This is a genomic window from Mesorhizobium sp. NPDC059025 (genome assembly GCF_042739655.1).
Taxonomy (GTDB): Bacteria; Pseudomonadota; Alphaproteobacteria; order Rhizobiales; family Rhizobiaceae; genus Mesorhizobium.
In genome coordinates, this window is sequence record NZ_JBHYIM010000001.1 from 679,019 (window position 1) to 698,174 (window position 19,156).

Sequence of the window (19,156 nt, forward strand, 5' to 3'; positions counted from 1 at the left end):
ACGAAATCAGGCGCCGGAAAAGCATGTTGCAAAACTATATCTATCTGGTGGTCGCGATCCTGTTCGAGGTGGTCGCCACGACAGCGTTGAAGGAAACACAGGGATTTACGAGGCTTGGACCGTCGCTCGTTTCCGTGGCGGGCTATGCGCTCGCCTTCTATTTCCTGTCGCTGCCGCTGCGCACCATGCCGGTCGGAATTGTCTACGCGCTCTGGTGTGCCGCCGGCATCGCCTTGATCACGGCCATTGGCTGGATCTGGTTCCGACAGGCGCTTGACACTCCGGCGCTGATTGGCATGGGGCTGATCGTGGCGGGCGTGGTGGTGATCAACGTGTTTTCCAAGACAGTCGTGCACTAGCGCGACACGGAATCAACAAGTTCGGAGCTTCTTGCGGCGTCTGAATGGACACCTCGTCTCAGTGGCGCATCAATCGATGACTGGCTCGCCTTTGCGGAACGGAGTGTGCTCGTCGAGATAGTCGCTCATTGCCGCCACTTCGCGGCGTTCGCGCAGGAGATAGTCGGCGACGGCTCGCCTGAGGCCGGGGTGGGCGATGTAATGTGCCGAATGCACCGTCACCGGCCGGTAACCGCGCGCCAGCTTGTGTTCGCCCTGGGCACCTGCCTCGACCACTTTCAGCCTGTTCTCAATCGCGAAATCGATGGCTTGATGGTAGCAGACTTCGAAATGCAGGAACGGATGGTCCTCGATGCAGCCCCAGTTTCGGCCATAGAGCGTGTCGGAGCCGATGAAGTTGATGGCTCCGGCAATATAGCGACCGTTGCGCTTGGCCATGACGAGCAGGATGTCATCGGCCATGCGCTCGCCAATCAGCGAGAAGAAACGGCGATTGAGGTAAGGGCGGCCCCATTTGCGTCCGCCGGTATCCATGTAGAAGGTGAAGAAGTCGTCCCAGGCCTGCTCGGTGATGGCCCTGCCGGTCAGCCGCTCGATGCTGATGCCGGGACTGAGCGCCTCACGGCGTTCCTTTTTCAAGGCCTTGCGCTTGCGCGACGCCAGCGTGGCAAGGAAATCGTCATAGCAGTCATAGGCTTCGTTGAAGAAATGAAACTGCTGGTCTGTTCGATGCAGGAAACCCGCGGCTTCGAGTGTGGCTATGTCGTCTTCACCCGCGAAGGTGACGTGTGACGATGAAACGCCAAGCCGTTCGGTGACGAGTTTCAGCCCGGCGGCCAGACCGGCTCTTACCGTACTGGCGTCTTCGCGGTCCGAGACGAGCAGGCGAGGTCCTGTGGCAGGCGTGAACGGCACCGAACATTGCAGCTTGGGATAATAGTTGCCACCGGCACGTTCGAAGGCGTCTGCCCAGCCATGGTCGAACACGTATTCACCTTGGCTGTGTGACTTCACATAGCAGGGTACAGCCCCCAGCAACCTGCCGTCGGCGGTTTCCAGCCTGAGATGATGGCCTTGCCAGCCCGTGCGCGAAACGGCACAGCCGGATTCCTCCAGCGCGCTTAGAAAATCAAATGAAATGAACGGATTGTAACCGCTCTTCGATGTCCTTGTCGTGCCAGAGAGGCTATCCCATTCCTCGCGGGTGAAGGCATTGATGCTGGCGGCTATGCGCACGGCATAGCCAGCCTCGTCGGATTCCTTCACATCGTCGCTCTGGTCCATGGCGTGTTATCTATGGTCCGTCGCAGCGCGTGCAAGATGGGTCAGGCGACCTGTACGTGATCGGGCTCGAATCCTTCGAATGTCATCTGGTCGGCATATCTGAAGGTGAGGTCGATTGCAGGTTGGTCGCGGATGGTCCAGGTTATGACCGGCATGCCGAGCTTTTCCCTTACGAAGGAAACAAAGCGATTGGGCAGGTCGCCGGCGGCATAGGACGTGAAGACGATACCATGTGCCAGCATGGAAAAATGCGCCTCGGTTTCATGGTTGCCGGTACCATAGGCGGTCAAGCCACCGGGAATGCCAGGTGCTTCCGTCTCGAATTCGCGGATCAGCCAATGATCGAAGGACATGATGGCGACCTGGCCTTCGTAGCGCTTGAGCAGGCGTCCCACCGCCCTGACAAGCCCGGCGTCATGTCCGGGCGTACCCTTGATCTCGACGACGAGCGGTACGCGCCCGTCAACGAGATCAAGCAGTTCACGCAATGTTGGCGGATGGTCGTCGGTGCCGCCGACACGCAGCTGCGCCATTTCGGCAGCTGTCCGCTGCCAGACGAAACCCTCGGTGCCGGTCAACCGGCGCAGGTCGTCGTCATGGATGACGATAGGCACTCCGTCGGCGGACAGGTGCACGTCGCACTCGATGGCGTAGCCGCGCTCGATCGCGGCAGAGAAGGCGGAGAGCGTATTTTCCCAACGTTTGCCGTTGAGGTCGTGAAAGCCGCGATGTGCGATCGGCCGGGCGGTCAACCAGGAGATGTCGGTCATGATCGAAGTGCCTATTCGACTTCCAGGATTGCTTCGATTTCTACGGGGGCATTGAGCGGTAGCGACGCGCTGCCGACGGCCGAGCGAGCATGCTTGCCTTTTTCGCCGAGCGCGGTCGCCAGCAGATCGGATGCGCCGTTGGCGACAAGGTGCTGTTCGACGAAATCGGGGGTCGAGGCGACGAATACAGTGATCTTGACGACACGGCGGATCTTTTCGAGGTCGCCGAGTGCCGCCCTGGCCTGCGCCAGGATGTTGACGGCGCAATATTTCGCGGCTTCCTGACCGGTGGCGACATCAACGTCGCGGCCAAGCAGGCCAGTCGCGGTCAGCTTGCCATCCTTCAAAGGCAGTTGGCCGGAGGTCAGCAGGAGATTGCCGCTGCGGGCGAACGGGACGTAGTTGGCGACCGGCACGGCGGGCACCGGCAAGGTGATGCCGAGATCGCTTAGCCGCTTTTCGATTGTTTCGCCCATGGTAATTCCCTATTGCTTGAAGGTGTCGCGTTGGTTGGGTCGAAACTGCATTGTTTGACACGCTTCCGCCACGACTTTTTGTGATGTAGATCATCTTTTGCGGCTCAGCTGTCAGCCGCACCGACCGGAGCTGCCCATGCGCGTGACGCGCCTTCTAACCAGTGCCTTTCTGCTCGCCACTGCTCTGCCCGCTGCTCCAGTCTTTGCCGCGCCGTTGCTGCAGCCACACCGCGCCGTCTATGACCTTGCATTGGACAAGGCTTCCGATCGGTCAGGCATCACCGGCCTGTCGGGGCGCATGGTCTACGAATTCAACGGCTCGCCTTGCGAAGGCTATACAGTCAAGTTCCGGTTCGTGACGCAGATCGCGACCAACGACAACAACACGCGCCTTACCGACCAGCAGACCACGACCTTCGAAGACGCGCAGGGCAAGACCTTCTCCTTCGTGACAAAGTCCTTTGTCGATCAGTCGATGGACAAGGAAATCAAGGGCACGGCGACAAAGGAACCCAAGGATCTCAAGGTCGTCCTGGACAAACCTGACAGGAAGACCCTGGAGTTGACCTCGACCCAGTTCCCCACCCAGCATCTGGTGGAACTGATCGGCAAGGCGGAAAAGGGCGAGACCTTCTACGAGACCAGCCTGTATGACGGGTCGGACACGGCAGACAAGGTGATGACGACGACTGTGGTGGTCGGCAAGCCCGTGGCTGCAGCGAAGGACGATCCGGAGGTTTCGGCGCTCGCCAAGTTCAGCAAGGACAAATACTGGCCGGTCGACATCGCCTATTTCGACCAGACCGACAAGGCTGATGGCGAAGAGCTGCCGTCCTATCGTATCTCCTTCAAGCTGCATGAGAACGGATTGACGCGGGATCTCACGATGGACTACGGCGATTTCTCGATGACGGGCAAGCTGGTCAATCTGTCGTTGTTCGATACGCCGCAGAAGCCCTGCAAGCAGTAGCGGCGCTGCTGCCGGTTCCATGGCGGTCTATGTCGATGCGGCAATCTGGAAATGGGCTGGCCATCGCTGGTGCCATCTTCTTGCCGATGACATCAACGAACTGCATGGGTTCGCGGCTCAACTCGGCGTGAAGCGTTCTTCCTATCAGGGACCGCCGAAGACATCGGCGCCGCATTACGATATTACGGGGTTCGAGCGCGATCGCGCGGTGCGGCTTGGCGCCATCGAATGCAGCCGCGAGGAGATCGTTGCCGTATTCCGGCGCGTTCGGATCAAGAACGGGAAGGTGAGGACATGACACTGACGGCCTTCTTTGCCTACAGCACCGCGGTCGTCCTGGCGGCGATGACGCCGGGGCCGGCGATGTTTGCGGTGATCACCAATGGCGTTTCGCGCGGTTTCGCGCGGGCCTTTACCGCCGGCCTGGGGGTGGCGGCGGGTGATGCCGTTCTGGTTACCTTGGCGCTACTCGGGCTGGTCACCCTGGTGCAGACCTTCGAATGGATATTCCTGGTCCTGAAATATGCGGGTGCCGCATATCTGATCTATCTCGGCTTCAAGATGTGGCGCTCGGCGGCCGCCCGGGCGGAAGAGGGTGGCAAGGGCGAGAGCCGGTTCGTTCGCTCCTTCGTGCTTGGAGCTTCCATTGCGCTCGGCAATCCCAAGGCGATCCTGTTCCACGCCTCGATCATGCCGCTGATTCTCGATCTCCACGCCATGACCTTTGCCGATGGCCTTGTCGTGGTTGCTGTCGTGGTTTCGGCCAACATCCTGACCATGGGTTTTTATGCGGCATTGTCGGGTCGTGCGTCGTACTGGTTCCGGGTGCCCGCGCGCATGCGTATGATGAACCGCGTCGCCGGAGGTGCGATGATTGGTACGGGAGCCTTTATAGCTGCGCGATAGCAGGGTACGGCCAGCAGGCTTGCTTTTGCGCTGCAACACGGTTATAGGCGCGACCATTCCACACACGGGCTTTGGTGTCTGTCCGGGAGAAATCCGGCTGAAACCTCCGGTGGCGGCTCAGGTTAACCCCGAAAAGCAATGCGCTTTCGATCCGGTTTTCCAGAAACCGTCAAATGTCCGTGGAGGTCAACCGGAAAGGAACTAGACAATGGCTCTGCCAGATTTCAGCATGCGTCAGCTTCTCGAGGCTGGTGCTCACTTCGGCCACCAGACCCACCGCTGGAACCCGAAGATGGCGCCCTACATCTATGGCGCCCGCAACAACATCCACATCATCGACCTGTCGCAGACTGTGCCGCTGCTGCATCAGGCGCTGAAGCAGGTTTCGGACACCGTTGCCCGGGGCGGCCGCGTGCTGTTCGTCGGCACCAAGCGCCAGGCTTCCGACATCGTTGCCGATGCCGCGCAGCGTTCGGCGCAGTATTACGTGAATTCGCGTTGGCTCGGCGGCATGCTGACCAACTGGAAGACGATCTCGAACTCGATCCAGCGTCTGCGCAAGCTTGATGACCTGCTCTCCGGTGGCGAAGCCCAGGGCTTTACCAAGAAGGAGCGCCTGAACCTCGACCGTGAGCGCGAGAAGCTGAACAAGGCTCTCGGCGGCATCAAGGACATGGGTTCGACCCCGGACCTGATGTTCGTGATCGACACCAACAAGGAAGCGAACGCAATTCTCGAAGCCAAGCGCCTCGGTATTCCGGTCGTTGCTATCATCGATTCGAACTGCGACCCGGACAAGATCGACTTCCCGATCCCGGGCAACGACGATGCTGCCCGCGCCATCCAGCTCTACTGCGACCTGATCGCCAAGGCTGCCATCGACGGCATCGCCCGCCAGCAGGGCGCGCTGGGCGTTGACATCGGCGCCGCGGCTGAAGCTCCGGTCGAGCCGGTTCTCGGCGAGACCCCGGCCAGCGAGACTCCGGAAGCGTAAGGCATTTTGCGGCCAGGTGGCATCACCTGGTGTCGCATAGATGCGGTGAAACAAAAAACTTGGAGCGGTTCCGCGTTTCCGTGAAAAATGGAAACGCTCCAAGGTCGAGGGCCGCCTCAGGCCTTCATCAATTTCATATCTTGGCGCGTTAAGCGCCTGAACGCGGCGCATCATCGAAGAATCGATGGTGCGCCAGCCTATTGCGAAACAAAGAGGCGACAATGAGCATTTCAGCAGCACAGGTCAAAGAACTGCGCGACCTCACCGGCGCGGGCATGATGGACTGCAAGGCGGCCCTGGCCGAAACCAACGGCGACATGGAAGCGGCGGTCGACTGGCTGCGCGCGAAGGGTATCGCCAAGGCCGACAAGAAGGCCGGCCGCACTGCCGCCGAGGGCCTTATCGCTGTGGACGCCGGCCTGCGCGAAGCCGCGATCGTCGAAGTCAACTCCGAAACCGACTTCGTTGCCCGCAACGATGCCTTCCAGGAGATCGTGGCCAATGTCGCCAAGGTCGCGCTGGCCTATGGCAAGACCGAGGCCGTTGCTGCTGCCAAGTATCCGGGTTCCGACAAGAGCGTCACGGACACCATCAAGGACGCCGTCGGCACAATCGGCGAAAACCTCGGCTTCCGTCGTTCCGACAAGCTGACGGTCACTGAAGGCGCGGTTGCGACCTACATTCACAACGCGGTTGCCGACAATCTCGGCAAGCTCGGCGTGCTGGTCGCCATCGAGACCGCCGGCGACGCGCACAAGGCTGGTGCCTTCGCGCGCCAGGTCGCCATGCATGTTGCCGCCACCAACCCGCTGTCGCTCGACGTCGACGCGCTGGATCAGGCGGCCGTCGAGCGTGAACGCGCGATCTTCTCCGAGCAGGCCCGCGCTTCGGGCAAGCCGGAAAACGTCATCGAGAAGATGATCGAAGGCCGTCTGCGCAAGTTCTACGAGGAAGTCGTGCTTCTGAAGCAGGCTTTCGTGCTGAATCCCGACCTGACCGTCGAGCAGGCGCTGAAGGCTGCCGAGAAGGATATCGGCGCTCCGGCCAAGATCACCGCCTATCTGCGCTTCGCCCTCGGCGAAGGCATCGAAAAGGAAGAGACCGACTTCGCGGCCGAGGTCGCTGCGGCAGTCAAGAAATAATCGCTCGAAGCTTCATTCTGGCTTTTTGATCGGCCGGGTGTCCGCGAGGATACCCGGCCGATTTCCTTTGCGGTGTTGATCAGGGCGACATCCGATTGAGACAACCCGCCATTAGAGTTCCTTCAGAGACGGGCCATCTTGCGCCTTTGGCCGACACTGTCGGCAATGTCCCATGGGACGCGATTGGCTGGCCACGGCGGCTCATAGAAACTGCAGGTGAAGCGCACAGTCGCTCGAGGCATCAGACTGCGGTGCTGGAATGACCAAGTGCCCGCGACGATGCCCGGCCGATTTCCTGGGCGGTGTCGATGAAGGCACGCAGCTTCGGTGCCATTGAGGCGCGGCGTGGGAAATAGAGGAACAAGCCCGGTTCCTCGATAGATGTCTCGGGCAAAACCTCAACCAGTCTCCCGGCTGCAAGATCTGTCCGCAGCAGAGGTTCGAAGGCGTAGGCCAGTCCTATTCCGGCAAGCGCGAGGTCGCGCGCCGACATAGGGTCGCTGACGATCGCGGTGCCGCGCGTAGCCACGCTGACGTCTTTGCCATCCTCCAGGAGGTCCCAGCGGTAGAGCGCGCCGGACCGCAGCAGCCGGTAGCCGATGCAGTTGTGGTCGGCGAGCTCACCCAGGCTTTCAGGTTTGCCATTTCGGCCGATATAGGCGGGCGAGGCGACGATGGCGGTGCGAAAGGGCGGTGTCAGCCGCACTGTGACCATATCCTGCGCGATCATCTCGCCCAGCCGAACGCCGGCGTCGAAACCGTCTCCGACGATGTCGGTCAGTCGTTCGTCGGTGAATACTTCGATGCTCACATCTGGATAGCGCTCCGCCATAGCCGTCAACACCGGCAACAGCGCCAGCGTCAGCGCCACCCGTGAGGTGTTGAGCCGCAACAAGCCACTGGCGCGGCCTTTCACGGCACGGATGCTTTCCATGCGTTCGGCAATATCGTCCAGGGCGGGTTCGGCTATGGCAACCAGCGCTCGCCCCGTTTCCGTCAGGGCGACGGAACGGGTCGTACGAGCAAACAGCGGCTGTCCTATCCGCTCCTCGACCAGTCGCACCGCGTGGCTGACCGCCGATGGGCTCATGCCAAGTTCCGCTGCAGCGGGCGCAAAACCGCCGCGTCGCGCCACGGCGACGATAACGGGCAAATGGCCAAGCAGATCGCGATCCATTCATGAATCGTATCGCATAATGAGTGCAGATAAAATGACATTATCAATTGATCCTCGAGCCGCCATCTTGATGACGGAATATCAAGCTGGAGCACGCAATGTCGGGGCAATTTGAAGGAAAGACCGCGATCGTGACCGGAAGCTCACGTGGTATCGGTCGTGCGATCGCTGAACGACTGGCCGATGATGGTGCAGGCGTGGTCATCAACTATCTCGAGAACGAAAGCCGTGCGCGAGAAGTCGTTGATGAAATCGAGGCGAAGGGCGGAAAGGCGATCGCGGTTCAGGCCGATGTGTCGAACCCCGTCGACATCCGCCGACTTTTCGATGAGGCCGAGGCGGCGTTTGGCAGACCCGATATTGTCGTGGCGAATGCCGCAACGGCGATCATCAAGCCGCTCGTCGAGGCCACCGAACAAGACTATGACCGTGTCTTCGACACCAACACCAAGGGTGTCTTCTTCATCCTGCAGGAAGCGGCGAAACGGCTGCGCGACAACGGACACATCGTCGTCACCTCGACGGGCGGTACAAAGATGTTCTTCGGCCAGACCTCCCTCTATCTTGCCAGCAAAGGCGCCGTGGAGCAGTTCGTACGTGTGCTGTCGCGCGAACTGGGGCCGCGCAACATCACGGTGAACGCCATCTCGCCGGGTTTCACCGACACCGAGCTCCTGCCTGATCGGGATCGCGTTGTTGCGGCAGGCATGTCGCCCTTCGGTCGCATTGGCACCCCGCAGGAGGTCGCTGAAGTCGCGGCGTTCCTTGCCAGCGATGCGGCGCGCTGGGTGACCGGCCAGAATGTCGGTGCCGGCGGCGGCGTCTTCTGACTGCCCCAGCTCCCATCAACTGATATCGAAAAGAGGAACGACGATGAACGCTTTGACGCGCCTTGCGCTTTACGCTGCAGTGGCGGCCGCTCCGGACATGGGAAGCAGCGCCGCAGCAACCGAACCCTCGAACGCTGAACTGCGAAGACTTGTCGACGAGCGTGCGCTGATCCGCATTGTCGACCAGATTGACCGCGCCGTTGACGCACAGGACTGGAAGCTGGCGCGCGGCTACTTCGCCGACCGCGTGCGGGTCGATTTCAGTTCGCTCAGCGGCCAGCCCGAAACCGTCATCCCGGCCGATGAGCTGATCGCCGGATGGGCCGGGAACCTGAAGGGCGGCAAGACCAGCCTGCATCTGCGCACCAACCATGATGTATCCATCGATGGGGACCGGGCCGTGGTGAAATCGAATGGCTATGCCTGGAACCGCATGGAAGGCAATGGTGATCCGCTGTGGGAGGTGTGGGGTACCTACACGGCAGAAATGGTGCGGGGCAGCAGAGGCTGGGCAGTCGATGCCTTTGCTTTTCACAAGATGCATGAGCGCGGCAACGACTGGGTGAAGACCACGCCCGGCAGATGAGCCGTGCAGCTGCAGGAAAGCGTCGGGATTTCAGGAGACTTCCATGGGCATGATCTACTACACGCTTGGCAACAGCGGCCTCAAAGTGAGTCGGCTCGCACTTGGTGCGATGACCTTCGGCACCGAGTGGGGCTGGGGTGCCGACAAAACAGCAGCGCGCGCGCTGTTTGACACCTATGTCGAGGCGGGTGGCAATTTCTTCGACACCGCGGACGCCTATACGGGCGGCACATCCGAGACCTGGCTAGGTGCGTTCATCGCGGAGAGGGGACTGCGCGACAAGGCGGTCATTTCCACCAAGTTCAGTATGAATCTGGAAGGGCCGGATCCCAACACCGGCGGTAATGGCCGCAAGAACATCGTGCGGGCGCTTGATGCTTCGTTGAAGCGGCTCGGAACCGACTATGTCGACCTTTACATCCTGCATTGTTGGGACCGGTTGACGCCGCCGGAAGAGGTGATGCGCACGCTGGATGATCTGGTGCGTGCCGGCAAGGTCCGGCATGTCGGTCTGTCCGATGTGCCGGCCTGGTATGCCAGCCGCGCACAGGCCGTTGCGGAATTTCGCGGCTTTGAGCCGATTTCGACACTGCAGCTCGAGTATTCGCTGGTTGAACGCAACATTGAGCATGAGTTCGTGCCGTTTGGCACCCGGCACGGTGCCGGTATCATGGTCTGGAGCCCGCTGGGCAGCGGACTGCTCAGTGGCAAGTACCACTCCGGTGATGCTCGGAAGGTGAGCGGGCGCCTGGAAACGGTGCGTGGGACGACCAATCCCGGTTTCCAGAAATTCAATGATCGAAATTGGGCCATTGTCGCCGAACTTGAAAAGGTCTCGGCAATGCTTGGCAGAAGCATGGCGCAGGTAGCGCTGAACTGGGTGGCAACGCAACCCGGCGTGGCCTCCACCATCATCGGTGCGACCAGGGTGGAGCAATTGCAGGACAATCTTGGTGCCCTGGATTTCGAGATTCCGACCGAGTTGCGGGCAAGGCTCGAACTCGTCAGCCGCCCCGTTGTTCCGTTTCCGTATTCCTTCTTCGGATCCGAGATCCAGGGTGGCATCAGCGGCGGCGCCACGATCGGCTCCAAGCCCTCAGGTTACTATCCGGAGACTCTGGTTGAAGGAACGTACGCCGGCGTCAATTAAGGAAAGCCGGCGAATCCATCAACAGGTGAAGGCCATCGGAGGAGGGCGCGGCGTGACATGGCCGCGCCCTTCGTGTATCCGGTGCAGCACATCGCCAACTGTACGGGACAGCGCCGGGCTTCGCCCGGGACCATCCCGCGACATGACCCCAGGGGACCCAATGACAACCAAACCGCTCTACCGACGTGTCCTGTTGAAAGCGTCGGGCGAGGCGTTGATGGGCGAGCAGCATTTCGGCATCGACGTTTCGGTAGTTGACCGCATTGCATCCGACATTGCCGAGGCGAGGGCACTTGGCGTCGAAGTCGGCGTCGTCATAGGCGGCGGCAATATTTTCCGCGGCGTGGCTGTCGCTTCGAAAGGGGGCGATCGGGTGACCGGCGACCACATGGGGATGCTGGCCACCATCATCAATTCGCTGGCGCTGCGCACTTCGCTCAACAAGATCGGCGTCGACGCAGTGGTGCTCTCTGCGATCGCCATGCCGGAGCTGTGCGAGAGTTTCTCGCAGCGCCAGGCGACCGCTTACATGAACCAGGGCAAGGTGGTGATCTTTGCCGGTGGAACCGGAAATCCCTTCTTCACGACCGATTCGGCAGCGGCGCTGCGCGCTGCCGAAATCGGCGCGGATGCCTTGTTCAAGGGCACGCAGGTGGACGGCGTCTATTCGGCCGATCCCAAGAAGGACCCGACAGCAACCCGTTTCGATCGCATTACCCACGCCGAAGTCATCAATAAGGGCCTTTCCATCATGGATACGGCTGCAATTGCGCTTGCGCGGGAAAACAACATTCCGATAATCGTCTATTCGATCCACGAAAAGGGCGGTTTCGGCGAGATATTGAAGGGCGGCGGCCACTGCACGGTGGTAGCCGACAATTGACAACAGGGCTCAGCCCTGACGCAAGTGGCCCGGACAGCGGGCCGGGGAGACGACAATGAGTGGCGACTACAACGATCTGAAGCGACGCATGGACGGGGCGATCGCCGCCTTCAAACAAGACCTTGCTTCGTTGCGCACGGGGCGTGCGTCCTCCAACCTGCTCGATGCCGTGCACGTCCAGGCCTATGGCTCGGCGATGCCCATCAACCAGGTCGCAACCGTTTCGGTGCCGGAGCCACGCATGATCTCGGTGTCGGTGTGGGACAAGTCGATGGTGGGTGCCGTCGACCGGGCCATTCGCGAATCCAACCTTGGTTTCAATCCGATCGTCGATGGCACCAATCTGCGCATTCCGCTGCCTGAACTCAACGAGCAGCGCCGCAAGGAACTGGTCAAGATTTCGCACGGCTATGCTGAAAACGCCCGTGTTGCTGCCCGCCATGTGCGCCGCGACGGCATGGATTACCTGAAGAAGGCCGAAAAGGACGGCGATATCAGCGAAGACGATCATCGCAAGGAGTCCGATCGCGTTCAGAAGCTGACTGACGAGACGATCACGACCATCGACCGGCTGCTTTCCGAGAAGGAAGCAGAGATCATGCAGGTTTAGGCTCGGCTACAGCCGACGCGAAAGCAGAACCATGGCAACGCCCGCGCATGTCGCGATCATCATGGACGGGAATGGACGCTGGGCCAAGGCGCGCGGTCTTCCGCGCGTCGCTGGTCATCGCGCCGGTGTGGAGGCCGTGCGCCGTACCGTGAAGGCCGCCCCCGACCTCGGTATTTCATACCTCACGCTCTACGCGTTCTCGTCGGAAAACTGGTCGCGGCCGAAGTCCGAAGTCTCTGACCTGATGGGACTGTTGAAGCTGTTCATCCGTCGCGATCTGGCTGAGCTGCATCAAAACGGCGTCCGGGTCAGGATCCTTGGCGATCGCGCGAGCCTGCAGCCCGACATTCGCAATCTGCTCGTGGAGGCGGAGACCCTAACCGCGGGCAATTCGAAGCTGACGCTGCTGATCGCCTTCAACTACGGCAGCCGTGACGAGATCGTGCGCGCGGCGCGCAAGCTGGCCGCCGCTGCCATAAACGGCGAGATCGCACCCGAGCAGATCGACGCCGAGAATTTCGCTGCGCATCTGGATACGGCAGACATACCGGATCCGGAACTTCTCATCCGCACCAGCGGTGAGATGAGGCTCTCCAATTTCCTGCTGTGGCAGGCCGCATACAGTGAGCTTGTCTTCCTGCCTTGCTATTGGCCAGATTTCAGCCGTGAGCATCTGGCGGACGCCATACGCGACTTTGGAGGGCGTGAGCGCCGGTTTGGCGGTCTTGCAGCGCAAGACGTCGCCTCATGAGTGATGGACTCAGCAATCTTCAAATTCGGGTGGTGTCCGCGGTTGTGCTTGGCATTGCCGTACTGGCGCTTACCTGGTTCGGCGCCTTGCCCTTCAGGCTTCTTGCGGCACTGATCGCCGGCGCGGTTTTCTACGAATGGATTCATATGGCTCGCGCCAACGGCGCAAGTCGGCTCGGCTTTCTTCCGGAAGCCTTGATGCTGGTCTTTATCGGTGTGCTCGTTGCTGGGGTCTCGGCTTTGACGACGGCGGCCGTGCTCGCGCTGCTGGTCGCCATCGCCGCGATCTGCGTGGCGATGCGTGGAGCGGGGCAATGGGATGCCGGTGGTCTCGCCTATGCGGGTCTTTCCGGGTTTGCACTGGCTTTCCTGCGCGATAGCGACCGGGCGGGCCTTGCCGCTGTGCTTTTCCTGTTTGCGGTGGTCTGGGCAACCGACATTTTTGCCTATTTTGTCGGAAAGGCCATCGGTGGGCCGAAGCTCGCACCTGCCATATCGCCTGGCAAGACACGAAGCGGCGCATTGGGCGGTGCGGTTTTCGGAGTTGTTGCGGGCGTTCTGGTTGCGGCGGTTCTAGGCCAACCCAATCTTGCTTCGCTTGCTGTCGTGGCGCTGGTGCTGTCAATCGTCGCACAGGCCGGTGATCTGTTCGAATCCTGGGTCAAACGCCGCCATGGGGCCAAGGATTCCAGCACGATCATTCCGGGCCATGGCGGTGTCATGGATCGTGTCGATGGACTTGTGGCTGCGGCCGTGGCCCTGTACCTGATTGGCTGGGTGGCAGGGTCTGCCGATCATCCGGCGCAGGGGCTCTTTCCGGTCTGAAGTTTCGACGTGCACAGCGCATCGGTGCCACGGATTCGCCTGGATTGATGTCACATTTGCGATGCGGACCAAGGACCGGGGAATTGAGGACGTGAATTGAACGAGTTTCTTTCCGCGCTGTTGAGCACCCAGGGCTTTGTGCTCGGCACGCTTGTGCCGTTTCTGTTCGTTTTGACCGTCGTCGTGTTCGTACACGAGATGGGGCACTATCTTGTCGGCCGCTGGTGCGGCATAGGCGTGCGCGCTTTCTCCATCGGTTTCGGTCCGGAATTGATCGGCTTCAATGACCGTCGCGGTACGCGTTGGAAACTCTGCGCGATTCCGCTCGGCGGCTATGTGAAGTTCGTCGGTGACATGAACGCGACTTCGAGCCAGCCCGGCGAGGAGGAACTCGACAAACTCAGCGACAGCGAACGCAGGATCGCCTTCCACACTCAGCCGGTCTGGAAACGGGCGGCGACCGTATTCGCCGGTCCTCTGTTCAATTTCCTTTTGACCATTGCGGTTTTTGCCGTGCTGTTCATGACTTTCGGCCGGTCGGTGCTGGAACCGGCGGTGGCCGAGGTTCGCCCCAGCAGTCCTGCAGCGGAGGCTGGCATTCTGCCGGGCGACCGCTTTGTCAGCGTCGATGGCGCGAAGGTCGAGAGCTTTGCCGATGTGCAGCGCCTCGTTTCCGGCCGGGCGGGTGATGCGATCACCTTCGTCATGCTGCGCGACGGCAAGGATGTCAGCGTGGTGGCGACGCCGCAATTGTCCGAACAGGAAGACGCGCTTGGCAATAAGGTCAAGATCGCGGTGATCGGCGTGACCACCAACAAGGAGGTCGGTCAGCCCAGGCACATAACCTATTCGCCAGGCGGCGCGGTCGTTGCGGCTGTCGAGGCGACCGGCCAGATCATCGAGCGCACCGGCCTGTTCATGAAGCGCTTCGTCGTTGGCCGGGAGGATAAATGTCAGCTCGGCGGGCCCGTCAAGATAGCCGGTATGGCCGGGCAGGCGGCGAAGCTCGGCTTCGAGTGGCTAGTGCAACTTGCCGCATTGCTGTCTGTCGGGATAGGGATACTCAATCTTCTGCCGATTCCGCCACTGGACGGCGGCCATCTTCTCTTCTACGGGATTGAGGCTGTCATCCGGCGACCGGTGTCCGAGCGGATGATGGAGGCGGTTTATCGGACGGGAATGATTCTCGTCCTGGGGTTCATGGGTTTCGTGTTCTGGAACGATTTGTTTGGATGCTGAAATCATGAAGGAATTTGGCTCATGGGGCGGGTTTGTTGAGGCACCGTTTACCATGAGCAGGGATATGAGTGACGCGAAAGCCACGCTGGGAACGTAAGTAAATACAAATTAACCAGAAGCCTTGCGTGTAGGGAAAATCCGGTTAATACGGTACGGGAAAATGACCGCGACGTCCGGTTTTCTCGCCGTGGGGACTACGAGAAAAAGGTTTTATAGCCCGATGAAGGCAGCATCCAAGTTTCTGAGCGCCGCGTCTGCGGCGGCTTTGTCAGCCGCCCTGGTTGTTCCAGGTTCGCTCGCTGTTCAGTTTGTATCGGTGTCTGCTGCCCAAGCGGCCGTGGTGAGCCGCATCGACGTGAACGGCAACACGCGCGTCGATGCCGAGACGATCCGCAACTATGTGAAGATCAAGCCCGGCAAGGCGTTTTCGAACGCCGACATCGACGAAGCCGTCAAGGCGCTGTTCGGTACCGGCCTGTTCTCGGATGTCCGTATCAACCAGGCTGGTTCTGCTCTGGTCATCAGCGTCTCCGAGTACCAGGTCGTCAACCAGGTCATCTTCCAGGGCAACAAGAAGATCAAGGATGCCCAGCTCGCGATGGCCGTGCAGCTGAAGCCGCGTTCGTCCTATTCGCAGGCCGCTGTCGATGCTGACATCGAGGCGATCAAGGAAGCCTATCGTCGTATCGGTCGTGACGACGCCGCGGTTACCAGCCAGATCATGGATCTGGGCGAGAACCGCGTGAACGTCGTCTACAACGTCAACGAAGGCGAGCGCACCAAGATCGTGTCCGTCAATTTCGTGGGCAACAAGGCGTTTTCGAGCCGTCGTCTGACCGACGTCATCGGCACCAAGAAGTCGAGCTGGCTCTCATTCATCCTGCGCGACGACGTGTTCGATGCGGACAAGCTGAAAGCCGACGAGGAGCTGTTGCGCCGCTTCTACTACAATCGCGGTTATGCCGATTTCCAGGTCGTGTCCGCTACGGGTGATCTTGATAGCGCCAACAACCAGTACACCGTCACGATCACGGTGGACGAGGGCGAGCGTTACGACTTCGGCGATATCAGCGTCGACTCGTCGATCCCGGAAGTCGACGCGCAGGCGCTGCAGTCCGTGGTTCAGACCTATAAGGGCGATACCTACAACGCTAAGAAGGTCGAAGATTCGATCATCGCACTGACCGAAAAGGTTGCCGGCCAGGGCTATGCCTTTGCTCAGGTGACGCCGCGTGGCGACCGTAATTTCGAAAACAAGACCATCTCGGTTACCTACACGATCGACCAGGGTGCCAAGGCCTATATCGAACGTATCGAAATCCGCGGCAACGTTCGTACCCGCGACTATGTGATTCGTCGCGAATTCGACCTCAGCGAAGGCGACGCCTTCAACCAGGTGCTTGTGCAGCGCGCGAAGAAGCGTATCGAAGCTCTTGATTATTTTGAGAAGGTGGACATCTCGACCCAGCCAGGTTCAGAGCCTGACCAGGTCGTTCTTGTGGTCGACCTCGTCGAGAAGTCGACGGGTGACTTCTCGGTCGGCGCCGGTTACTCGACCGGTGGTGAAACACCTGGTCCGTCGGTGATGGGTTCGATCACCGAGCGCAATTTCCTGGGCCGTGGCCAGTTTATCAAGCTGTCCGCCGGCGGTGGCAGGAAGTCGCGCGACTACAGCGTGTCCTTCACCGAGCCGTATTTCCTTGGTCGCCGCATTGCAGCTGGCTTCGACATCTACCGCTCGACGCGCGAATACGATGCCTACGATTCGGAAACGACCGGCGCGACGATCCGTTTCGGTCTGCCGATCACGCAGAACCTGACGACGCAGCTCGCCTACAACATCTCGCAAGAGAAGTATAAGTACGACAAGGGTTGCTACGATGCCTCCGGCGTCTTCAATCCGTTGCTCTGCAACGTCTCGCAGGCAATCCAGAACGCAATCACCGATCCGGTAACGGGAAATCTGCGTGGTGCCTGGATCAAGTCGTCGGTCAGCGGTTCGCTGGTCTACAACACCATCGACGACATGAAGAATCCGCACTATGGCATCTATGCCAACGGTGGTGTGGAAGTGGCTGGTCTCGGCGGCGATGCCAAGTTCGTCAAGCTGACGGCACGAGCTTCGATCTATCAGACACTGTCCGAAGAGCTTGATATCGTCGGCTTGGTGTCTGGTGGCGCTGGTCACATCATCGGTTATGGCGACAAGGACCTGCGCGTCTTCGATCTGTTCCAGAACAACGACCGCATGATCCGCGGCTTCGAGTTCAACGGTATCGGTCCGGCAGCGGCCCGGCCCGGCGGCGGCTACGACCATCTGGGCGGCACGACTTACTTCAATGCGTCGGCCGAAGCTCAGTTCCCGCTGCCACTCGTTCCGGAAAGCCTCGGCTTGCGCGGCGCGGTGTTCGCGGACGCAGCGACGCTTTATGGCAACGAGGTTTCGGGTGTCGACGGAACGACAACTGGCATGAAGCTGCGCGCATCTGCTGGTATCGGCCTGATGTGGGCATCGCCTTTCGGTCCTCTGCGTATCGACTATGCGATCCCGCTCAAGAAGGAAAAGACGGACGACGTCCAGGAATTCAACTTCGGCATTTCGACCCGATTCTGATTTGCGAACCATGGCGGCTTCCGGACATTTCGGTTCGGAAGGCCAAGGTCTGATTTGGCTGGATACCGCTCAGGAATGACCGAACCGGTGTTTTTTGTGGCTTCGCGCCGATTCACGGTGGCCGAAGTCGCGAATCTGACTGGTTCGGCTTTGTCTAACGAGGCATATGCCGAGACCGTCATCGAGACGATTGCCTCAGCTACCGACACCAACGACAAAGCCCTGGTCTTTGTGGACGGCAAGCGTAATGCCGGCCTGATGCCGACCTTGAACGCCGCTGCGGTGCTCTGCACGGCGGACATTGCTGACAAGGCGCCTGCCGGTGTCGCGGTTTTGATCAATCCGCGCCCGCAGCAGGCTTTCGCCATGATCGGCCGGCTGTTGTATCCCGATGCTTCCACGCCTGTCGCCCTGACCTCCGAAACGGGGATTTCGAGCCGCGCCTACGTTGATGATACTGCCCATGTCGAAGACGGGGCGATCGTCGAGGCTGGTGCCGTGATCGGCGCCGGCGCATATGTCGGCAGCGGCACGGTGATTGCAGCCAACGCCGTTGTCGGACGCAACTGTCGCGTTGGCCGTGACGGTTACATCGGCCCAGGTGCGAGTGTTCAGTATGCCCTGGTGGGCAATCGCGTGATCATCCACGGCGGAGCTCGCGTCGGGCAGGACGGTTTCGGTTTCGCCGGCGGCGCCAAGGGTCCTGAGCGCATGCCGCAGATCGGCCGTGTCATCATACAGGACGACGTCGAAATCGGTTCGAACACCACGGTGGATCGCGGTGCAATGGCCGATACCGTGATCGGTGAGGCGACAAAAATCGACAATCTGGTTCAGATTGCCCACAATGTGCGTATCGGCCGAGGCTGCATCATTGCCGGCCATTGCGGTCTTTCCGGTTCCGTGACATTAGGCGATTACGTCATGCTGGGTGGCCGTGTGGGTATCGCCGACCACATTACCGTGGGCGACAGGGTACAGGTGGCCGCGTCCTCAGGCTTGATGTATGACATTCCTGCGGGCGAGCGCTGGGCCGGCATGCCTGCGCAGCCAATGCGTGACTTCTTCCGGGAGCTCTCGGCGATCCGCGCATTTACGAAGCATTCCAAGGGGGACAAGAATGGCTGATACGGCCGGTTCGACGCTTGAAGTCGTCGATCTGATCGGGCTGATGAAAATCCTGCCCCATCGCTATCCGTTCCTGATGATCGACCGTATCATCGATATCGATGGTGACAACTCCGCCATCGGCGTCAAGAATGTCACGGTCAATGAACCGCACTTCATGGGCCATTTTCCGGAACATCCGGTGATGCCGGGTGTGTTGATCCTGGAGGCGATGGCGCAGACTGCAGGCGCGATCTGTATCCGCGCGGCGGGTGCTGAAAAGCCGTCACTCGTCTATCTGCTGACCATTGACGGCGCCAAGTTTCGCAAGCCCGTCGTTCCGGGTGACCAGCTGCTGATCCACGTGCATAAGCTCAAGAAGCGCGGCAATCTTTTGAAATTCGCCTGCGAAGGGAAGGTCGATGGTGCCGTCGTCGCCGAGGCCGAGGTTCAGGCGATGATGGTCGAGAACGAGCGACCGTAA

Annotated in this window: 20 protein-coding genes and 1 pseudogene; 17 read left to right on the forward strand and 4 right to left on the reverse strand. The window is 60.3% G+C overall.

From position 1 onward, the window contains the following. Positions 1–26: 26 nt before the first annotated feature. A complete protein-coding gene (locus ACFWYE_RS03285) occupies positions 27–359 on the forward strand; it encodes a DMT family transporter (RefSeq protein ID WP_379073040.1) in 333 nt (110 codons plus the stop codon). Between the two features lie 69 nt (positions 360–428). On the opposite strand, the gene ACFWYE_RS03290 is transcribed toward ACFWYE_RS03285, so the two are convergent. Genes ACFWYE_RS03290 through ACFWYE_RS03300 form a run of 3 tightly spaced genes read right to left on the reverse strand, consistent with a single transcriptional unit; the run spans position 429 to position 2,889 of the window. Continuing rightward, positions 429–1,643 (reverse strand): GNAT family N-acetyltransferase, encoded by a 1,215-nt coding sequence (locus ACFWYE_RS03290; protein ID WP_379109534.1) that lies wholly within the window; start codon positions 1,641–1,643, stop codon positions 429–431. 41 nt (positions 1,644–1,684) lie between these two features. Then, positions 1,685–2,413: a glycerophosphodiester phosphodiesterase gene (locus ACFWYE_RS03295; protein ID WP_379109536.1), complete on the reverse strand. Its 729-nt coding sequence runs from the start codon at positions 2,411–2,413 to the stop codon at positions 1,685–1,687. An 11-nt stretch (positions 2,414–2,424) separates the two neighbouring features. Next, entirely contained in the window at positions 2,425–2,889 is a 465-nt protein-coding gene (locus tag ACFWYE_RS03300; protein WP_379070819.1) for a RidA family protein, read from the reverse strand. A gap of 136 nt (positions 2,890–3,025) precedes the next feature. Between ACFWYE_RS03300 and ACFWYE_RS03305 the strand changes: the two genes are divergently transcribed. The 5 genes from ACFWYE_RS03305 (at position 3,026) to tsf (ending at position 6,901) form a co-directional block, all read left to right on the forward strand. Then, positions 3,026–3,859, forward strand: a complete 834-nt coding sequence (locus ACFWYE_RS03305; protein ID WP_379070822.1) for a cell envelope integrity EipB family protein — start codon at positions 3,026–3,028, stop codon at positions 3,857–3,859. Positions 3,860–3,878: 19 nt separating this feature from the next. Further along, complete coding sequence (locus ACFWYE_RS03310) at positions 3,879–4,157, forward strand: DUF4031 domain-containing protein (RefSeq protein WP_379070825.1); 279 nt, start codon at positions 3,879–3,881, stop codon at positions 4,155–4,157. Then, positions 4,154–4,765 carry a LysE family translocator gene (locus ACFWYE_RS03315; RefSeq protein WP_379109538.1) on the forward strand — a complete coding sequence of 204 codons (612 nt, stop codon included), beginning with the start codon at positions 4,154–4,156 and terminating at the stop codon, positions 4,763–4,765. Before ACFWYE_RS03310 ends, ACFWYE_RS03315 begins: the two co-directional genes overlap by 4 nt. 208 nt (positions 4,766–4,973) lie before the next feature. Beyond that, positions 4,974–5,759 (forward strand): 30S ribosomal protein S2, encoded by a 786-nt coding sequence (rpsB, locus tag ACFWYE_RS03320; protein ID WP_326892195.1) that lies wholly within the window; start codon positions 4,974–4,976, stop codon positions 5,757–5,759. A gap of 221 nt (positions 5,760–5,980) precedes the next feature. Beyond that, complete coding sequence (gene tsf, locus ACFWYE_RS03325) at positions 5,981–6,901, forward strand: translation elongation factor Ts (protein ID WP_379070831.1); 921 nt, start codon at positions 5,981–5,983, stop codon at positions 6,899–6,901. Between the two features lie 241 nt (positions 6,902–7,142). Here the strand turns inward: tsf and ACFWYE_RS03330 are convergent, their stop codons facing one another. After that, complete coding sequence (locus ACFWYE_RS03330; RefSeq protein ID WP_379109540.1) at positions 7,143–8,078, reverse strand: LysR family transcriptional regulator; 936 nt, start codon at positions 8,076–8,078, stop codon at positions 7,143–7,145. A 98-nt stretch (positions 8,079–8,176) separates the two neighbouring features. Here ACFWYE_RS03330 and ACFWYE_RS03335 point away from each other — a divergent pair, with 98 nt between their 5' ends. The 11 genes and pseudogenes from ACFWYE_RS03335 to fabZ all read left to right on the forward strand — a co-directional run bounded on the left by ACFWYE_RS03335 (position 8,177) and on the right by fabZ (position 19,156). Continuing rightward, the gene (locus ACFWYE_RS03335) at positions 8,177–8,908 is read left to right on the forward strand and encodes a glucose 1-dehydrogenase (RefSeq protein WP_379109542.1); all 732 of its coding nucleotides are present in this window, start codon (positions 8,177–8,179) and stop codon (positions 8,906–8,908) included. Between the two features lie 43 nt (positions 8,909–8,951). Further along, positions 8,952–9,494, forward strand: coding sequence for a nuclear transport factor 2 family protein (locus ACFWYE_RS03340; RefSeq protein WP_379109544.1), 543 nt, complete (start codon positions 8,952–8,954; stop codon positions 9,492–9,494). A gap of 43 nt (positions 9,495–9,537) precedes the next feature. Continuing rightward, on the forward strand, positions 9,538–10,644 hold the full coding sequence (locus ACFWYE_RS03345; RefSeq protein WP_379109545.1) for an aldo/keto reductase: 1,107 nt from the start codon (positions 9,538–9,540) through the stop codon (positions 10,642–10,644). A gap of 160 nt (positions 10,645–10,804) precedes the next feature. After that, the gene (gene pyrH, locus ACFWYE_RS03350) at positions 10,805–11,527 is read left to right on the forward strand and encodes a UMP kinase (RefSeq protein ID WP_054310889.1); all 723 of its coding nucleotides are present in this window, start codon (positions 10,805–10,807) and stop codon (positions 11,525–11,527) included. 55 nt (positions 11,528–11,582) lie between these two features. After that, positions 11,583–12,137, forward strand: coding sequence for a ribosome recycling factor (gene frr / locus ACFWYE_RS03355; protein WP_129415073.1), 555 nt, complete (start codon positions 11,583–11,585; stop codon positions 12,135–12,137). Positions 12,138–12,141: 4 nt separating this feature from the next. Further along, positions 12,142–12,888, forward strand: a pseudogene (locus tag ACFWYE_RS03360) (isoprenyl transferase); the annotation flags it as partial. Then, entirely contained in the window at positions 12,885–13,712 is an 828-nt protein-coding gene (locus ACFWYE_RS03365; protein WP_379109547.1) for a phosphatidate cytidylyltransferase, read from the forward strand. The pseudogene ACFWYE_RS03360 and the gene ACFWYE_RS03365, both read left to right, overlap by 4 nt. Positions 13,713–13,808: 96 nt before the next feature. After that, positions 13,809–14,951 (forward strand): RIP metalloprotease RseP, encoded by a 1,143-nt coding sequence (gene rseP, locus ACFWYE_RS03370; protein WP_379109549.1) that lies wholly within the window; start codon positions 13,809–13,811, stop codon positions 14,949–14,951. Between the two features lie 220 nt (positions 14,952–15,171). Continuing rightward, positions 15,172–17,565 carry an outer membrane protein assembly factor BamA gene (gene bamA, locus ACFWYE_RS03375; RefSeq protein WP_379070855.1) on the forward strand — a complete coding sequence of 798 codons (2,394 nt, stop codon included), beginning with the start codon at positions 15,172–15,174 and terminating at the stop codon, positions 17,563–17,565. A 75-nt stretch (positions 17,566–17,640) separates the two neighbouring features. Beyond that, a complete protein-coding gene (gene lpxD / locus ACFWYE_RS03380) occupies positions 17,641–18,693 on the forward strand; it encodes a UDP-3-O-(3-hydroxymyristoyl)glucosamine N-acyltransferase (RefSeq protein ID WP_379070858.1) in 1,053 nt (350 codons plus the stop codon). Continuing rightward, a complete protein-coding gene (fabZ, locus tag ACFWYE_RS03385) occupies positions 18,686–19,156 on the forward strand; it encodes a 3-hydroxyacyl-ACP dehydratase FabZ (RefSeq protein WP_379070861.1) in 471 nt (156 codons plus the stop codon). Before lpxD ends, fabZ begins: the two co-directional genes overlap by 8 nt.

Coding starts and splice junctions, on each gene's coding strand:
- ACFWYE_RS03305 (WP_379070822.1), top strand. CDS start 3,026: ATGCGCGTGACGCGCCTTCTAACCAGTGCCTTTCTGCTCGCCACTGCT.
- ACFWYE_RS03315 (WP_379109538.1), top strand. CDS start 4,154: ATGACACTGACGGCCTTCTTTGCCTACAGCACCGCGGTCGTCCTGGCG.
- tsf (WP_379070831.1), top strand. CDS start 5,981: ATGAGCATTTCAGCAGCACAGGTCAAAGAACTGCGCGACCTCACCGGC.
- pyrH (WP_054310889.1), top strand. CDS start 10,805: ATGACAACCAAACCGCTCTACCGACGTGTCCTGTTGAAAGCGTCGGGC.
- ACFWYE_RS03335 (WP_379109542.1), top strand. CDS start 8,177: ATGTCGGGGCAATTTGAAGGAAAGACCGCGATCGTGACCGGAAGCTCA.
- frr (WP_129415073.1), top strand. CDS start 11,583: ATGAGTGGCGACTACAACGATCTGAAGCGACGCATGGACGGGGCGATC.
- ACFWYE_RS03290 (WP_379109534.1), bottom strand. CDS start 1,643: ATGGACCAGAGCGACGATGTGAAGGAATCCGACGAGGCTGGCTATGCC.
- ACFWYE_RS03340 (WP_379109544.1), top strand. CDS start 8,952: ATGAACGCTTTGACGCGCCTTGCGCTTTACGCTGCAGTGGCGGCCGCT.
- ACFWYE_RS03295 (WP_379109536.1), bottom strand. CDS start 2,413: ATGACCGACATCTCCTGGTTGACCGCCCGGCCGATCGCACATCGCGGC.
- ACFWYE_RS03310 (WP_379070825.1), top strand. CDS start 3,879: ATGGCGGTCTATGTCGATGCGGCAATCTGGAAATGGGCTGGCCATCGC.
- ACFWYE_RS03365 (WP_379109547.1), top strand. CDS start 12,885: ATGAGTGATGGACTCAGCAATCTTCAAATTCGGGTGGTGTCCGCGGTT.
- fabZ (WP_379070861.1), top strand. CDS start 18,686: ATGGCTGATACGGCCGGTTCGACGCTTGAAGTCGTCGATCTGATCGGG.
- ACFWYE_RS03330 (WP_379109540.1), bottom strand. CDS start 8,078: ATGGATCGCGATCTGCTTGGCCATTTGCCCGTTATCGTCGCCGTGGCG.
- rpsB (WP_326892195.1), top strand. CDS start 4,974: ATGGCTCTGCCAGATTTCAGCATGCGTCAGCTTCTCGAGGCTGGTGCT.
- bamA (WP_379070855.1), top strand. CDS start 15,172: ATGAAGGCAGCATCCAAGTTTCTGAGCGCCGCGTCTGCGGCGGCTTTG.
- ACFWYE_RS03345 (WP_379109545.1), top strand. CDS start 9,538: ATGGGCATGATCTACTACACGCTTGGCAACAGCGGCCTCAAAGTGAGT.
- lpxD (WP_379070858.1), top strand. CDS start 17,641: ATGACCGAACCGGTGTTTTTTGTGGCTTCGCGCCGATTCACGGTGGCC.
- ACFWYE_RS03300 (WP_379070819.1), bottom strand. CDS start 2,889: ATGGGCGAAACAATCGAAAAGCGGCTAAGCGATCTCGGCATCACCTTG.